Source organism: Hymenobacter rubidus (genome assembly GCF_016734815.1).
GTDB lineage: Bacteria > Bacteroidota > Bacteroidia > Cytophagales > Hymenobacteraceae > Hymenobacter > Hymenobacter rubidus.
The window spans coordinates 40697-57501 of record NZ_JAERQF010000034.1; the positions used below are offsets into that span (position 1 = coordinate 40697).

Genomic DNA, 16805 nt, shown 5'->3' on the forward strand with positions numbered 1-16805 from the left:
TTACGCTCTTCCCCACTCACCCATACGGATTCGCCTGCTTCATTTCCAGCCAGCGCTCGGGCCTATCCAGCGGCTCGTAGCCGAAGCGCTGGTATAGCGTGTGGGCATCGAAGGTGGCGAGCAGGTGGCGGCGCAGGTTTTGCAGGTCGGCGTGGGCCAGCATCCGGCGCACCAACCACTTCGAGAGGCCCATGCCCCGGTGCGCGGGCAGCACAAACACGTCGCAGAGCCAGGCGAAGGTGGCGCGGTCCGTCACCACGCGGCAGAAGCCGGCTTGCTGGCCGTCGGGGGCGTAGAGGCCGAAGTTGAGGGAGTTGGCAATGGCGCGCTCCACGGTGGCGCGCGGAATGTTTTTGGCCCAGTACGACTCCTCGCTCAGCCAGCGGTGAATGGCCGTGACGTCGAGCCGGGCGGGGTCGGTGCTGAGCTGGTAGCCGGAAATGGGATGGGTTTCGGTGAGAAAATCGGCCATAAATACCTGCGAAATGAAAGCAACCGCAAGCTACTATCGCCGGTCCAGCATCCATAAGCGACTGGGTTGCGTTAGTGTAAAAGCCCGTGGCTTCTTCTGTTTCCTTTCCTTGAAGCTTTTTAGGAAGTACCCTTTGGCCGTCATGCAGAGCGCAGCGAAGCATCTCGCGTGTGGTAGTAACTCAATCGTGAGAATTAGTGGAAGCACGCGAGATGCTTCGCTGCGTTCTGCATGACGTTTTACGCATTTTCCCGACTTTCTAAACAGCCACCCTTATTCTTATTTCATTATGAAATCTTTACGCAGTCTGCTACTGGGCCTGTTGGCCGCCGCCGGCCCGCTCGTGGCTTCGGCGCAGGCGCCCGCCCTCGCCACCTTCCCGGTGGGCGCCACCACCGTCACCGTCTCGGCCCTGGCCACCAACCTCAACACCGTGTGGGAGCTGGCCTGGGGCCCCGATAATTTTATCTGGATGACCGAGCGTTACGGCCGCATCAGCCGCGTGAACCCCGCCACCGGGCAAGTGCTACCCCTGCTCACCCTGCCCGACGTGACGCCCACCGGCGAAAGCGGCCTACTGGGCATGGTGGTGACGCCGGCCACCCTGCCCACCGTGCCGCCGTTGCCCACCTATTGGGTATTTGTGGTGTACAACTACACCGATGCCGGCTACCTCAAGGAGAAGCTGGTGCGCTACACCTACTCCGGCGGCACCCTGAGCAGCCCCGTGGTACTGCTGGGCAACATCGATGCCACCACCTCGCACAGCGGCTCGCGGCTGCTACTGCTGGCCGATGGCACGTTGCTCATGAGCACCGGCGACGCCCAGCAGCAGCCCCAGGCCCAGAACACGGCCTCGCTCAATGGCAAAATCCTGCGCCTGAACCTCAACGGGACCATTCCGGCCACCAACCCCATTGCCGGTAGCGCCGTCTACACGTTCGGCCACCGCAACCCGCAGGGCGTGGTGCAACTGCCCGACGGCCGCATCTACAGCTCGGAGCACGGCCCCAACAACGACGACGAAATCAACAAGATTGAAGCCGGCCGCAACTACGGCTGGCCCAACGTGGAAGGCTACTGCGACCTGCCCGCCGAAATGACCTTCTGCACCGCCAACAACGTGCGCGAACCCCTCACCACCTGGACGCCCACCATCGCCCCGGCCGGCCTCACCTACTACGACCACCCCGCCATTCCGGGCTGGCGCGGCAGCCTGCTGCTGGCCGTGCTCAAAGACAGCAAGCTTATCGGCCTCACCCTGAACGCGACCGGCCTGGCCATTGCCACCCGCACCGATTTTCTGACCGGTTTCGGGCGGCTGCGCGCCATCTGCGTGTCGCCGCAGGGCAAGGTGTACCTCGGCACCAGCAACCGCGACGGCCGCGGCACCCCCGTCGCCACCGACGACCGCATTCTGACCCTCGAAAACCGCGCCTACGTGGCCAGCGCCACCCGCACCGGCCCAGCCGACTTTGCCTTCGAGATTTTCCCCAACCCCGCCCGGCGCCAGGCCACCGTGCAGCTGCCCGCCACGGCCACCCAGCTCATCGTGCTCGACCTGGCCGGCCGGGTGGTGCGCACCCTGCCCCCCACCAGCACCAGGGCAACCCTGGATTTGACTGGCCTGCGGGCCGGCACCTACCTGGTGCAGGCCGAAAACGCCAGTGGCCGCGCCACCCGCAAGCTGGTGGTGGATTAGGGTAAATGGTAGTGAAAAAGAACGTCATGCTGAGCGCAGCCGAAGCATCTCTACCGCAACAGTAAACCTAAAGCGGTGTCGGGGTTGGTGTACCGTAGCGCGAACGTTGTCGTTCGCGTCCCCGCGCCGCTAACTCGTTCTGGCACGCGAACGACACAGTTCGCGCTACTGACCGCACGTACCTGACTTCGAAACGGCTGTAGTTACTTGCGCAGTAGAGATGCTTCGACAAGCTCAGCATGACCTGGACATAAAAAAGGGCCGGCAATTTGCCGGCCCTTTTCAGTAAAAACCAGTGCTGAAAAACTATTCCAGCACCACTTTGCGGGTGAGCACCTGGCCGGCTACGGCTACGCGCAGCGTGTAGATACCCGTTGCCAGGCGGCTGGTGCTCAGGGTCTGCTCGGTGCTGACGTTGGCCATTTCCTTGGTGAGCACTACCTGGCCCAGGGCATTGAGCAGGGTGGCCTGGCCGGCGCCGCTCAGGCCGCTTAGCTGCAGGGTGAGTTGGCCGGTGCTGCTGGGGTTGGGGTACACTTGCAGGGCCTCGGCCTGGGCCTGAGCCCGCGTAGCCGTTACGGTCGCGCTGGAAATGGTGAACGTTCCGGTAGGGTCGGTGCCGCCGTAGCCGCTCACGGCCACGTAGTAGGTGGTGCCCGCCGCGAGGCCCGTCACCGTGAAGGTGCCGACCGATGTATTGTTGGCCAGGCCGACGCAGCGCACCAGCACAAACGGACCGGCCGAGCAGCTGGGCGAAGTATACACGCGTACCATACCGGCCGCTGCGCCCGTGCAGGTAAACGAGCGCGCCGCCGAAGCCGCCGTGAAGCTGAACCACACATCATTGGGCACGGCCGTGGAAGAGCAGGCCGGCAGGTTGATGCCGGGCTGCAAGCTGGTGGTGGCACCTACGTTGGTGCTGCTGATGGTGGTGCCCGAGGGCAGGGCCACGGCGCCGCAGGGCTCGTTGTTGGCGGGCGGCGTCATCAGAGTCATGAAGGTGAAGGGCGCCGAGAGCACGCTGCTGCCGTTGAAGCCGCTGCACACCTGCATCACGTAGAACTGATACTCCGTGTTGGGCGCCAGGCCGGTGATGGGCGCCGACGTAGTCGTCAGGCCGGTGAGGGCCGTACCACCCGTGGGCGGGGTGAAGCCCGTGGGGCCGTAATACACGTTGTAGGTGCTGCCGGCCGTGCCCGCCAGCCATGTCAGCGTAGTGGAAGTACTGGTGATGGCGGCGGCATTCAGGCCACCGGGCGAGGGGCAGTTCGGAATGGGCGTGGCGCAGATGGTGAAGTTGCCCAGCGTGTTGCCGTTGGTATACTCGCTCACCCGCACGTAGTAAGTCGTGCTGGGCGTGAGGCTGTTCACGTCGAGGTTAGGCGCGGCCACGTTGGCCCCGATGCCGGAGCACACGCGGAAGGTAAGCGGGCCCGTGCAGGCCGTGCCCGAATACACGCTTACCACGCTGGCCGGGGCGCCCGTCACGCTAATGCGCACGGCCGTGCTGGTAGGCCCGGTAGCCGCCGTGGTGAACTTAAACCACACATCGTGCGGGGTGGTGTTGGTGCTGCACGTGCCCGAACCGCTAGCGGCGTACACGGTGCTGGGCGTGGCAGTAGCCCCAAAGGTAGTAGTAGCCAGCGGCGTGCAGGTGTTGTTGATGGTCAGAATGGTTGCCCCGCAAGGGTCGTCGTTCACAATCTGGGTGGTGAAAGAAGCGGGCCCGGCCGTGCCGGAGTTGGAGCCGCCGGCGCAGTTCAGCGTCACGTAGAACTGGTAGGTGGTGCCGGGCGTGAGGCCCGTGATGGTGTAGGGCGGGGCGGTGAGGCCGGTGATGGCCGTGCCGCCGGTGGCCGGGTTGAAGCCCGTGGGGCCGTAAAGCACCGTGTAGGTGCCCGTGCCCCCGGTCAGCCAGTTGAGCGTGGCCGTGGTCGTGGTGGTGGTCGACGACAGGCTAGCCGGCGTGAGGCAGCCCGTGGCCGATTCCAGAATAACGTTGTCGAGGCCAATGTCGGTTACGCCGTAGTCCGACTTGGCGCGGAAGCGAATGACGGCCGTGGCCGACGTGCTGGCCACCGGCAGCACCTGCGTGGTGAAGGTGGCGCTGGTGAGGTAGCCGGCCAGGCGGCTGAAGGTGAGGCCGCCGTCGTTGGAAAGCTGCACCACCAGCGAGTCGCTGCCGCTGGTGTTGATGAAGTCGAAGCTCAGGCGCTTGGCGCCGGCGGCGCTCATGTTCACAAACAGGTCGAAGGTGCCAATGGTGCCGCTGGTGGCATTGTAGGAATGGAAGCGGGCCGAGTGCAGGCCCTGGCTGCTCACGGGCGTGTAGGCCCCGGATGTGGGGCCAGTCCAGGCACCGGCCGCGCCGTCGTCTTCGCGGCGCCAGGAGTTGTTGCCGGTGGCGGGGGTGTTGCGCCAGTTGTTGTTGGGCACATCGCGCGTGTCGCAGCGGCTAATCCAGGTGTTTTCGAAGCTTTCCGTAACCGGCAGCGCCGCGTAGAGCGGCGTGAGGCAGGCCGTCATAAAGGAACCGGCGTTCGACAGGCTGCCGTTGCCGCTGGTGCCCCCGCAGTTCTGCATCACATAAAACTGGTAGGTGGTGCTGGCCGTGAGGCCGGTGATGGTGGCCGTGGTGCCCGGCGCCGTCATCGTGGAGTACACGTTGGTGGTCGAGGGCGGCAGCGCCGGGTTGAAGCCCGTGGGGCCGTACAGAATGGTGAAAGGCCCGGCGGGGGTATTGGTTACGGTGTAGCTCACCAGAGCCGAGGTGGCCGTGGTGCTCACCACGCTCAGGTTGCGGGCGGTGGGGCAAAGGGCCGGCACCGGCGGAGTAAAGGTGTAAATCTGGCCCGTGGCCGGTTGTGTGGCAATGCTATTGGTTTCCACGGTCGAGCTGGCCGTGGGCGAGGTCGACGTGTTGTTCAGCGACAGGAACGAGCCCGGACCCGAGCCCACGCCCGACAAGCCAATGGAAGCCCCGGCCCCGGATATCGGGTTGGCATCTTGGCGGTACACAAAGCGCACGATGTTGGTCCCTTCCACCAGCTGCACCTGCATGGAGATGGAAGGACCGGTGCTGCCGTAGCGGTACCAGTTCAACCACTGAAACGTGAACACCCGGTTGGGGGAGGTACCGGTGGTGAGGTAGCTGGCCACGCCGCCGGAGGTGCCGTTCAAATCGTCCCAATACGGAGCCACAAGCGGGCGCTCCAGGGCCGGGCCAGTGGCCAGGTCGTTGGTGAGGTTGCTGGTGTTGGCGCCGGTATTGAAGGTAAGCCAGCCGTTCGACGACACCAGGCACGAGGTATAGGGCGAGCCATCGAAAACAAAGGTGAAGCCCAGCGGGAGCACGCCCGATAGAACGTCATCGCCCTGAATGGTGGAAACGTTGGTGCCGCCCACCAAAGGAGTGAAGGTGCCCGTGCTGGGCGCAAAGGTGTAGGTGTCGACCTGCGCCTGACCGACGCGGCCCAGTAGCAGCAGCGCCACTAGCAGCGTCAGCGCAGTCGTCCACGGCCGGGGCCGCCATGCTTGTAAGGGTGTACTCATGAGGTGTGAGGGGAAATGGTGTGAAAATAAGGTTGGTGGCGTAGGGGTGGAGAAAGTTAGAAAAGCGCTTAGAGCACTGTAATTTAGAGATAAGCTCCGGCGCACACAATTGATGGTTTTCCCGGCGCTGGCGTTGGAGAACCCCAATAACTCCAAAAAAAGGCTGTTCCGCAACGGAACAGCCTTTTTTTGACAGGTTAAAAATTTCAGCACTTGCTATTCCAGCACCACTTTGCGGGTGAGCACCTGGCCGGCTACGGCCACGCGCAGCGTGTAGAGGCCGGCGGCCACCTCGCGGGTCCGCAGGGTTTGCTCAACGCTGGCGTTGGTCAGTTCCTTGGTCAGCACCAATTGGCCCAGGGCATTGAGCAGGGTGGCCTGCCCGGCGCCGCCCAGGCCGCTCAGCTTCAGGGTAAGCTCGCCGGTGTTGCTCGGGTTGGGGTACACCTGCAGGGCGGCGCTTTCGGCCTGCGCACGGGTCGCCGTTACGGTGCTCGTGATGGTGAACAGGCCGCTGGGGTCGATGCCGCCGTAGTTGCTCACCGCCACGTAGTAGCGGGTGCCCACCGTGAGGCCGTTGAGGGCGAAAGAGCCCACGGCCGTATTAGGCGCACCCGAGCTGCGGCAGAGGAACGGAATGAATGGCCCGTTGGCGCAGTCGGCGGCCGTAAACACGCGCACCATGCCGGCCGGGGCACCCGTCACGGTCAGGCCGCGCGTGGTGGCGGTAGCGGTGAAGACGAACCACACATCTTGCAGAATGGAGGCCGGCGAGCAGGCCGGCGTGAGAATGCCCGGCTGAATGCTGGTAGTGGCGCCAATGTTTGAGCCATTGACCGGGGCAGTGCCCAGCGTGATGGCGCCGCAAGGCTCGTCGTTGGGCAGCAGCGTGGTGAAGGTAGCATTGGTCAGGGTGTTGGGCGAGGTGCCCACCGTGCATATCGGCTGAATGCTTATTGTGTAGGGCGAGGCCGGCGTGAGGCCGGTGAGGGTGATGGGCGAAGCCGTGCCGGTGGCCGTTTGGGCCGTGCCGCCCGTGGGCGTGTAGGTCACCACGTAGCTGTTGTTGCCAATGCCGGGCGTGAAGTTCAGCACCGCCGAGGTCGCCGTGATGTTGGTCACGGTCAGGCCGGTTACCAGCGTGCAGGTGGGCGGCGCCAGGCAGGAAATACCCGCCGCAAAACCCGCGCGGGTCACCGAACCATCGGAGGTGAACACGAGCGTGAGCTGGCCCGTGGTGTTGGCAGTGGAAGCCGTGATGGGGCCGGGAATGGTGGTGCCCGTGAACGAGCCCAGCAGCGGCGCGGCGGCCGTGGGCCCGTCGTAGATTTTCAGGAAGTCGAAGTTGCTCTCCAAATCGAACGCCGTGAAGGTGAGCACCACTTTCGAGCCGTTGGCCGGGGTCAATACCGAGGTCAGGTTTTCGTTGTTGTTGTACGCGCCACTGGGGCCGCCCGAATCGAAAAGAATGCCCGAGCAGGTGGTCTGGTTCGTGCCAATCAGGTACGAGAGGTTGCCGGTGTTGTAGCTGGCGCTAGAGCAGGCATTGCCCGCCGGGGTGGTCACGCACACCGGGCCGGTGAAGGCGTTGGCCGGTACCGTGAGGGTAATCTGAGTGGCCGAGTTCACGGTGAACGCCGTGACGGGTGAGCCCCCCAGGGTCACGGCCGTGGCCCCGGTGAAGTTCGTGCCCGTTACCACCACCGAAGTGCCCGCCGGGCCGCTGGTAGGCGTGAAGCTGGCAACGGTAGGGGCGGGCACCGTGAAGTTGGTGCTGCTGGCGGCCGTGCCCACGCGGATGAGACCGGTGGCCGCGCCAACGGGCACCGTTGCGGTAATTTGGGTAGCCGAGTTGATGACGAAGCCTGGGGCCGGAACGTTGTTGAAGCTCACGGTAGCCACGCCGGTAAAGTTGGTGCCCGTGATAACGACCGAGGTGCCGGGCAGCCCGCTGGTGGGCGTGAAGCTGGTGATGGTGGGGGCGGGCACGGTGAAGTTGGTGCCGCTGGTAGCCGGAGCTATGGGGGTAATCACGCGAATGGGGCCGGTGGTTGCCCCCGAGGGCACCGCTACCGTAATCTGAGTGGCCGAATTGACGACGAAGCCGGGAGCGACCACGCCATTAAACGTCACCGACGTAGTGCCCGTAAAGTTAAGCCCCGTGATAACCACGCTGGTACCGGGCAGGCCGCTGGTGGGGCTGAAGCTGGTGATGGTGGGCACGTTGACGGCGCAGGCAATGGAAGCCGCGAAGCCGGCATTTGTCACCGAGCCATCGGAGGTGAATACCAGGGTGAGCTGGCCCGTGGGGTTGGAGGCCGTCACGAGGCCCGGGCTGGTGGTGCCCGTGAACGAACCCAGCAGCGGCGCGGCGGCCGTGGGCCCGTCGTAGATTTTCAGGAAGTCGAAGTTGCTCTCCAGGTCGAAGGCCGTGAAGTTGAGCTGGATTTTAGCCCCGGCAGTAGCGGGGGTCAGCACGGTGGTCAGGTTCTCGTTGTTGGCGTAAGTGCCGGTGGCTCCGCCCGAGTCGTAAATGTTGCCCGCGCAAGTCGTCTGGTTGGTACCGATGAGGTAGGTTTGCGCCCACAGGCTGTGGCTGAGCAGCAACAGCGCCAGCAGCAAAGACGCCGGTCGCCAGCGCGCTGCCAACGTGGTGGTCGCCGCTGCTTTGGCCCGCGGCTGGGGCCGCCGTCCTGGTAAGAATAGTTTCATGAGGGTGAGTGGGGAAAAGTGACTGGTTGACTAAAGAGGATGGTTGAAAAAAGTGGGTGGTGGAGCGTATGTGCGTGCTTTGGGCAGTGTAATGTAGGGCCAAAGTCCCGATGGGTCCTACTGTTCTATTCGGCTGCTGGCAGTTCCGGATTGTCTGATAAGCAAATAAAAGGGCCATTCCGCAATGGAATGGCCCTTTTGGTAGAAATTTATAGTCTAAGCAAGTAGCCGGAGCTACGCGCCGAATAGCAAGACAACAGGGGGGACATTACCGGTAGGTGCCTTGTTTTCTGCTATTAACTGCTTATAACTGAAGAGCTGAGCAGGACTCTACTCCAACACCACCTTGCGGGTGAGAACCTGGCCCGCCACCGTTACCCGCAGGGTATAGAGGCCGGCAGCCAGCCCACGCGTGGCCAGTAGTTGCTCGGTGCTGCCAGCCGCCAGGGGCTTGGTGAGTACCGTTTGGCCCAGGGCATTGAGCAGCGTGGCTTGCCCGGCCCCGCTCAGGCCGCTCAGCTTGAGTGTGAGCTGGCCGGTGCTGCTGGGGTTGGGGTACACCAGCAGGGCGTTGGTGTCGGCCTGGGCCCGCGTGGCCAGCACGCTGGTGGCCCCGATGGTGAACGTGCCCGAGGCATCGGTGCTGCCGTAGCCGCTCACGGCCACGTAGTAGCGCGTATTGGCCACGAGGTTCGCGACGGTGAACGTGCCCACCGACGTGTTGTTGGCCAGGCCGACGCAGCGCACCAGCACAAACGGACCGGCCGAGCAGCTCGGCGAAGTGTACACCCGCACCATGGCCGCCGCCGTGCCCGTGCAGGTAAACGTGATAGCCGTGGTGGTGGGGGTGAAGGCGTACCACACATCGTTGGGCCGGGCCGCCGGCGAGCAGACCGGCAGGTTGATGCCGGGCTGCACGCTGGTGGTGGCCCCCACGTTGGTGCCGCTGATGGCGGCGGCAGACAGCGTGATGGCGCCGCAGGGCTCGTCGTTGGCCGGGGCCGTGAGCGGGGTGGTGAAACAGGTGGGGCCCACGTAGGCGCTGCTGCCGTTGGTGGCGCCGCAGTTCTGGCGCACATAGAAGCAGTAGGCGGTGCTGGGCGTCAAGCCGGTTACAGTCGTGGTGGTAGCCGGCAGGCCGGTCAATACGGTGCCGGTGCCCTGCGTGAAACCCTGCGGGCCGTATTCTATTTCATAAGTATTGCCGGTGCTGCCGGTGGGGGCCACCCAGTTCAGCGAGGCGGTGGTGTTGGTCACGTTGGTGGCGGTGGGGCCGGACGGCGGGGCGCAGTTCGAAGGCGAAATCACACACACTGCAACCGGGCCGGTGGTCGCGGCATTGTACGACCACACCCGGATGTAAAGAATTTCGCCGGGCGTGCGGCCGGTCAGGGCCACTTGCGAGTACAGGCCGTTGGTATCGTCGTTGCAGCCCACTTCGGTAAGCGCGCTGCACGTGCCCGAGTACACGCCCATAACGGTGTCGGTGATGTTGCTGCCGCCGGTGGGCGCCACCGTGCTGATGGTTACAATGCCGCTGGCGGGCACCGTCACTTTAAACCAGACATCGCGCTGCACGTTGGTGTTGCACGACGGCGTTGGGCCCGTTGAGGTAGTAGCGGCCGTGTTGTTGGCGCTGGTCTGCACGGTGCAAGTCCCGAACTGGACCGGCACGGTGAGGGCGCCCGCGCAGTCGTCGTTGGCCGGGGGCACCGGCGGCGTGCTGAACGTGAGCACGGCCGGCTGCGAAGTCTGGCTGCCGCTGCAGTTGGTCACAATGCTCACCGTATAGGCAGTGTTCGGCGTAAGCGCCGTCAGGTTCAGCGGCGACGCCGTCACGGTTTGGGTGGTGGCCGTGCCGCCGGCGGGCGTTATCGTCACGGTGTAGCTGGTTGCCGATACCAGCGTGAAGTTGATGCTGGCCGCCGTGGGCGTGAGGCCGGTGGCGGTGAGGCCGGTCACGGCCGGGCACAACACGTAGGCCACGCGCACATTGTCAACGCCGATGTCGCTGTTGCCAAAGTCGGCAATGGCCCGCAGCCGCACAACGGTGGTGGCCGTGAGGCCAGTGGCGGGCAAGTTCACCGACTGGCGCGTCCAGGTGCTGGCCAGGCCAAACGCGGCCAGCGGCTGGGCGCTGAACGTGGTGCCGCCGTTGGTGCTCACGTACACCGCCAGCGAGTCGGTACCGTCCACGTTGATGTAGTCAAACGCAAGGGTAGGCGTGCCCGAAGTGCCGCTCATGTTCACGTACAGGTCCAGGGTGCCCACCGCTCTGTTGGCCGCAAAGTAGGAGTGGAAGCGGGCCGAGTGCAGGCTGGTGCTGCCCAGCGGGCTGCCGGCCGGCGTGTAGGCGCCCGAGCTGGGGCTGGTCCAGGCCGCCGCGGCGCCGTCGTCGTCGCGGCGCCAGGAGGGGTTGCCCGTCACCGGTGTGTTGCGCCAGTTCACGGCCGGGGCTTCCGTGGTGCCGCAGAGGCTGAGCCAGGTCGTTTCAAAATCCTGGGTGTAAGGCGTCGTGTTGTTGACGGTCGCGTAGGGCGCCGAAGCGCACGCGGTGGTAAACGTCGTAATCGTGGCCACCGACGTGCTGCTGGTGCCGCAGTTGCCCACAATGCTTACGGTGTACGCCGTGCTGGGCGTGAGGCCCGTAAGCGTGATGGGCGAACCCGTGGCGGTTTGCGTAGTAGCCGTGCCGCCGGCGGGCGTTATCGTCACCGTGTAGTTGGTCACGCCGGTAGCCGGCGTGAAGGTCAGCACAGCCCCGCTGCCCGTCACGCCCGTGGCCGTCAGCCCCGTAATGGCCGGGCAACTCACGTAGCTCACCCGCACGTTGTCGAGGCCAATATCGGAACCGCCAAAATCGCCCACGGCCCGCAGCCGCACAATGGTGGTGGCCGTGAGGCCGGTAGTGGGCAGGTTCACCGTCTGGCGCGTCCAGGTGCCAATTACGCCCAAAGAAGCCAGCGGCTGCGCAGTGAAGGTGGTGCCGCCGTTGGTGCTCACGAATACTTTCAGCGAGTCGGACCCCGACGTATTGATGTAATCAAAGTTGAGCGTGGGCGCGCCCGTGGTGCCCGCCATGTTCACGTACAGGTCCAGCGAGCCGCGGCCGCGGCTGGCCACGTCGTAGGAATGGAAACGGGCCGAGTGCAGGCTGGTGCCGCTGAGCGGGCTGCCGGCCGGCGTGTAGCTGCCGCCCGTCGACGACCAGGCGGCCGAAGGGCCGTCGTCGTCGCGGCGCCAGGAAGTGTTGCCCGTTACGGGCGTGTTGCGCCAGTTCAAGCCGGGTGCTTCGTTGGTGCCGCACTGGCTCAGCCAGGCCGTTTCAAAATCCTGGGTGTAAGGCGTCGTGTTGTTGACGGTCGCGTAGGGGGCCGTTACGCAGCTTGTAATAAAGGTGATGGTGTTGGGCGCCGACGTGCTGCTGGCACTGCAGCTGCCCACAATGCTTACGGTATAGGAAGTGCTGGGCGCAAGGCCCGTGAGCGTAATCGGCGAGCCCGTAACAGTCTGCGTCGTGGCGGTGCCGCCGGTTGGCGTCACTGTAACCGTATAACTGGTGGAACCCGCAGCCGGTGTGAAGCCCACCACGGCGCCCGTGGCCGTAATGCCGGTCACGGTCAGGGCCGTCACGGCCGGGCAGGCCGCCGGCGCCCCTATGGTCACGGTAAAGTCCTTGGTTTCGCCGCTGCCGAAGCTGGTGCAGGCGTCCGTGGCCCCGTTGTTGTTGAGCGTGGCGCGGCTGCGAATGCGCAGGCCCGTGGTGCCTTGCACCGCCCCGGCCGGAACCTGAAAGGCCACCGATACCGGCGTGCCCATTGCCGAGTTGGTCGTTACCTGCGTCCACTCACTGGCCTCGTAAATGAAGTTGTGGTTGTAATCAATCCACATCGACACAATGCTGGCCCCGGTCAGGGTCACGCTCAAGGTGTAAGGAACACCGCTGGAAAGGGTGCCAGTATTGGAGCCGGTAGCCGGATAAGCCGTGTATGCTTGGCTGCCGGCCGTGGTGCAGGTGAGGCCGGTGGCGTTGAGCGTGGTGCCGGAAATGCTCACGGCCGAAATATCGTTGCCCCCACAAAAGCCGCCCAGGCCGGTAACGCAGTTAGCCGTTTGGGCCTGGCTGGCCATGTGGCTCAGCAGCGCGCCCAGTAAAAAGACCCTTGCCCACGGCCGACGCCATGGCTTATTCGCTAGTAATGGTAACTGTAACAGTTTACGCATGATGCATTAGTGAAGTGGTGAAAAGAGAAGAGGAACGAAAACCCAAAGGCGCTTCGGGGCTTACGGTGCGTAATGTATAAGAGAAAGGTGGAAATCCATATAATTACCTGCTTTATGCTTTTTTCTTGAAGCAACGACTGTCGGGCAGTAGCCCGGTGCGAAACGACCTTTTGTAACAGGGTGAGAAATAATTCATAAATAAGTTCCATTCAGACGCGCTTTTTTCAAAATATGGCCTATAATTTGCTGCGATAAAAATGTCTTCAGCCTCCCTTTTTTGCGCTCTCCGTTTCTACCTGTATCTTGGTTGGCCGAATTGTCCGGCTACCACCCTTTGTTGTATTTTCACACCTTAATTTCCCCTTTTTACACCCATGAGAAAAATCTTACAGTCTTTCACCTTGCTGCTGGCCATGTGCTGCCTGTGGGGCGGCGTGCCGGCAGCGCTGGCCTCCCACATCCAGGGCGGGCAGATGACCTACCGCTACGTCAGTGGCGACACCTACGAAGTCACGGTTAGCTTTTACCGCGACTGTACCGGCGCTACCCTACCTACTACCGCCATCAGCATTACGGCGCAGCAGACCTGCAACGGCACATCCGTGACGGGTTCGCTGTCGCCGGTAGCGGGTTCGCTCACCACGGGCATCGGCTATTGCCCGGCCATCCAAGCCCTGGCTACGTGCAGCACGAGCCAGACGACGTATCCCCAGTACGAGAAACAGGACTACCGCGGCACTATCATTCTGCCCCCGGCTGCCAACTGGATTATTTCTTACAACGACTGCTGCCGCCCCAGCACCGGCAACATCCCGACGCAGGACAACTTCCGTTTCGAGGCTACACTCAATAACCTGGTGACCGTGAACGGCGTGCCGACGCGGGTAAACAACACCTCGCCTATTTTCTCCTCGCGCGACATCCCAGTTCCTTTCGTGATTGTGAACCAGCGCACGACCATCAACTTCACCTCGGCACTAGAGCCCGACGGTGACTCACTGGTTTACTCGTTGGACGCGCCGCTGTCGTCTTGCGGTGTTTATAACCCTTACTCTCCGCGTGTTTCTGGTAACTGTAATCCTACGCAGTTGTCTGGTGCACCGGGTACCATTTGCTTTCTGCAATGCCCCGCTGCTTCAACGCCGAATTACACGGCTGAATTGCCGATGCCGGTTGGTGGCGATACTGTAGGGGTGTGCGGCACCATCGCCGGCACTGTATACTACAAAACTGTACGCCCGCGCTTCCAGCTGGACGCTACCAACGGCCAAATCACCTTCACCCCGAACCTGTACCGCGCCGGCAGCGCAGCATTGGGCTTGAACAAGTACGTGGTGGTGGGCAAAATCACGGAGTACCGCCGCCTGCCCGGCAGCAACCGCCGCTACCGCGTGGGCTCGGTGCGCCGCGACTTCCTGGTTATCGTCATTGATGGCTCGGGCAACACCGTGCCCGCCACGCCGGTGGTGACCGTGCCCGACCCGCGTTCGGGCGCAGTTCCCACCAATACCATCGACACGACGCGCATCCGCATCCAGACCTGCAACTACGCCCAGGTGCGCGTGAACTTCACCGACCCGGACAACCTCACCACGCCCACGCACCAGGCCGTGACGCCCCTGCAGAACCTGACGGTGACCTACACGGGCAACGGCACGATTAACTTCAACCAGCTGCAAAACGGCGACATCGGCACCTACCAGCTCGTGGGTGACGGCACGCCCAACCCGCAGGCCATTTTCTACTTCCAGCCCGGCTCGAGCTACGCGGGGCAGACCATCCGCATCCCGCTGCGCATCGAGGACAACGCCTGCCCCATCAAAGGCATCCAGACCCGCATCATCGAAATCACTATTGTGCCTGGGCCCTTCGCCATTGCTTCCGGTATTGCGGGCGCCAGCGGCATCGGCAACACCCGGCCCGGCACTGCCACCATCTGCCCCGGTGGCTCGCTCACGCTGCGCGGCAAGGTTATCCGGCCGGACTCCATCCGCCGCTTGGCCACCAACACCACCCAGCTGCAGGTATACGGCTACCAGTGGAGCATTCTGCGGGGTAACGGGGGCGGCCTGCCGGCCGTAACCACCGACTCCGTTATCACGGTGAATCCGACTTCGACCACTCGTTACCGTCTGAACATTTACCCCACGCTGGGCTTTGCTCAGGGTACCTGCAACGATACTACTTCCATCTTGGTACGTGTCGTCGGCGAGCCGGTGGCGACGGCGACGGCTTCGCTGGCCCAAGTATGCGCGGGCGGGGCGGTGCTGCTGACCGGCAGCGCGGCCCGGCCTAATACCGACCCTGCAACCCCGGTACTGAGGGACGTTTATACGTATAAATGGACGGGCCCGGGCCTGGCGGCCGCGGGCGTGGTGGGCCCGACCTTGACGGTTCGGCCGACGACTCCGGGCGTGAATACCTACACGCTGGTAGCTAATGGCGCCGACCCGTATGGTTGCGACGCGACGACCACGGTGCAGGTGACCGTGGTGCCGCCACCGGTGGTGACGGCCACGCGCACGCTGCAAAAAGTGTGCGCCGGCGCGCCGGTACAGCTCACGGCTCTGGCTTCGCGCCCGACGGGAGTGGGCAGCACGCTCAACGACACATATACCTACGCCTGGAGCGGCCCCGGCATCACGGGCGCCAATTCGACGGGCGCCACCATTACGGTGAACCCGACGACGCTGGGCATCAACACCTACACGGTGACGGCTACGGGCCAGACCCAGTTCAACTGCTCCAACACCCAAACGGTGACAGTGGAAGTGGTGGCCCCGCCCACAGTGGCAGTGACGACCAACAACGCCTACATCTGCCCCAACGGCACAGCCACGCTCACGGCGCTGGCCACGCCGGCGGCCAACTTCAGCGACACCTACACCTACACCTGGACCACGGGTGGGGCCAACGGCCCGGTTGTGGGCACGGGGGCCAGCATCGCCGTCAAGCCGACTACCACCACGGTCTACACGGTCACGGCCGTGGGCAGCGTGCAGACCGGCTGCTCGGTGACGGGCACGGTGACGGTGAACGTGACGCCGGCCCTGGTGGCAGGCTTCACCTCCTCGGCCGCGCTGGGCGCCAACGGGCAGCCCACGAGCAAGCCGCCGGTGTCCTTCACCTTCGTCAACACGACGGACACCAAAGTAACCGGCCAGTCGCCGACAGCCACTTTTACCTACGTGTGGACCTACCAGCGCATCAAGGACATCGCCAACGTGGACGTGAGCGCGCCGGAAGTAACCTTCTCTACCCAGCAGACGCCGGCTCCGCTCAAGCTCGAGGCCTCGGGCACGTACCGCATCCGGCTCACGGCCACGGCCAACGTGGGCGGGGCAGCCTGCGCCGCGACCGTGAAGGAGCTACAGGTGGTGGTGCCCGACATCCAGGTGCCGAACATCATTACCCCCAACGGGGACGGGTTCAACGACGTGTTCAAGATATCGTCGGCGGGCACGTCGAGCAAGGTGGAGATTTACAACCGCTGGGGCCGCAAGGTGTACGAGCAGGCCAACTACCAGAACAACTGGGGCGGGGACAACCAGCCGGCGGGCGTGTACTACTACCTGGTGACAAGCTCGACGGGCGCCCAGACCAAGGGCTGGCTCGAGGTCGTTCGCTAACCAGAACGCTAACCAAGACCCCGGCGCTTCACAGCCAAGCACCGAAAGACAAGAAAAAAGGGTCCGCGCATTGCGCGGACCCTTTTTTCTTGTCACATAGCCAAGCTCCCGAACACAACTGCTGCAGTTGTCCCCGTCTTGTATTTGAGGGTAAGCCGCTTCGGGAGCCGGTTTGAGCAAGTCCCTGGTTTAATTCCCCGGCCAGCGGATGTAGGGAGCAGCGCTTGCTACCGCCCGGGTGTTAAGCAGTCACGAAGTAAACGCACTGTAAAAGGCGGTCATGCTGAGCGCAGTCGAAGCATCTCTGCTAGAGCGGTTTCGGAGTCGGTGTACCGTGGCGCGAGCTGCAACGTTCGCGCTACTTCCAGCGCCTGTATACCGACTCCGAAACCGCTGTAGATAAGCAATTGGTTACCATTGCAGTAGAGATGCTTCGACAAGCTCAGCATGAACTGTGTTTAGGAAGCAAGAGCAAGATGAAAATTGGGGTCAAAATCACGTTCGTGGGCGAGCA

6 protein-coding genes are annotated in these 16805 nt (G+C 63.7%); 2 read left to right on the top strand and 4 right to left on the bottom strand.

Annotation, left to right across the window (positions count from 1 at the left end):
- Positions 1 to 16: 16 nt before the first annotated feature.
- Positions 17 to 472 carry a GNAT family N-acetyltransferase gene (locus JKL48_RS18770; RefSeq protein ID WP_201985965.1) on the bottom strand — a complete coding sequence of 152 codons (456 nt, stop codon included), beginning with the start codon at positions 470 to 472 and terminating at the stop codon, positions 17 to 19.
- 289 nt (positions 473 to 761) lie between these two features.
- On the opposite strand from JKL48_RS18770, the gene JKL48_RS18775 reads away from it, so the two are divergent.
- On the top strand, positions 762 to 2174 hold the full coding sequence (locus JKL48_RS18775; RefSeq protein WP_201985966.1) for a PQQ-dependent sugar dehydrogenase: 1413 nt from the start codon (positions 762 to 764) through the stop codon (positions 2172 to 2174).
- Positions 2175 to 2480: 306 nt separating this feature from the next.
- Here JKL48_RS18775 and JKL48_RS18780 read toward each other — a convergent pair whose 3' ends face one another.
- The 3 genes from JKL48_RS18780 to JKL48_RS18790 form a co-directional block, all read right to left on the bottom strand.
- Positions 2481 to 5726, bottom strand: a complete 3246-nt coding sequence (locus JKL48_RS18780; protein ID WP_201985967.1) for a T9SS type A sorting domain-containing protein — start codon at positions 5724 to 5726, stop codon at positions 2481 to 2483.
- A 216-nt stretch (positions 5727 to 5942) separates the two neighbouring features.
- Positions 5943 to 8438: a CUB domain-containing protein gene (locus JKL48_RS18785; protein WP_201985968.1), complete on the bottom strand. Its 2496-nt coding sequence runs from the start codon at positions 8436 to 8438 to the stop codon at positions 5943 to 5945.
- A 330-nt stretch (positions 8439 to 8768) separates the two neighbouring features.
- Positions 8769 to 12569: a fibronectin type III domain-containing protein gene (locus JKL48_RS18790; protein ID WP_201985969.1), complete on the bottom strand. Its 3801-nt coding sequence runs from the start codon at positions 12567 to 12569 to the stop codon at positions 8769 to 8771.
- 467 nt (positions 12570 to 13036) lie between these two features.
- On the opposite strand from JKL48_RS18790, the gene JKL48_RS18795 reads away from it, so the two are divergent.
- Positions 13037 to 16291 (top strand): gliding motility-associated C-terminal domain-containing protein, encoded by a 3255-nt coding sequence (locus tag JKL48_RS18795; protein ID WP_201985970.1) that lies wholly within the window; start codon positions 13037 to 13039, stop codon positions 16289 to 16291.
- The last annotated feature ends 514 nt before the right edge of the window (positions 16292 to 16805 follow it).

Bases quoted from the DNA above. Each gene is read 5' to 3' on its own strand.
- JKL48_RS18790 (WP_201985969.1), bottom strand. From the start codon at position 12,569: ATGGCCAGCCAGGCCCAAACGGCTAACTGCGTTACCGGCCTGGGCGGC.
- JKL48_RS18795 (WP_201985970.1), top strand. From the start codon at position 13,037: ATGAGAAAAATCTTACAGTCTTTCACCTTGCTGCTGGCCATGTGCTGC.
- JKL48_RS18785 (WP_201985968.1), bottom strand. From the start codon at position 8,438: ATGAAACTATTCTTACCAGGACGGCGGCCCCAGCCGCGGGCCAAAGCA.
- JKL48_RS18770 (WP_201985965.1), bottom strand. From the start codon at position 472: ATGGCCGATTTTCTCACCGAAACCCATCCCATTTCCGGCTACCAGCTC.
- JKL48_RS18780 (WP_201985967.1), bottom strand. From the start codon at position 5,726: ATGAGTACACCCTTACAAGCATGGCGGCCCCGGCCGTGGACGACTGCG.
- JKL48_RS18775 (WP_201985966.1), top strand. From the start codon at position 762: ATGAAATCTTTACGCAGTCTGCTACTGGGCCTGTTGGCCGCCGCCGGC.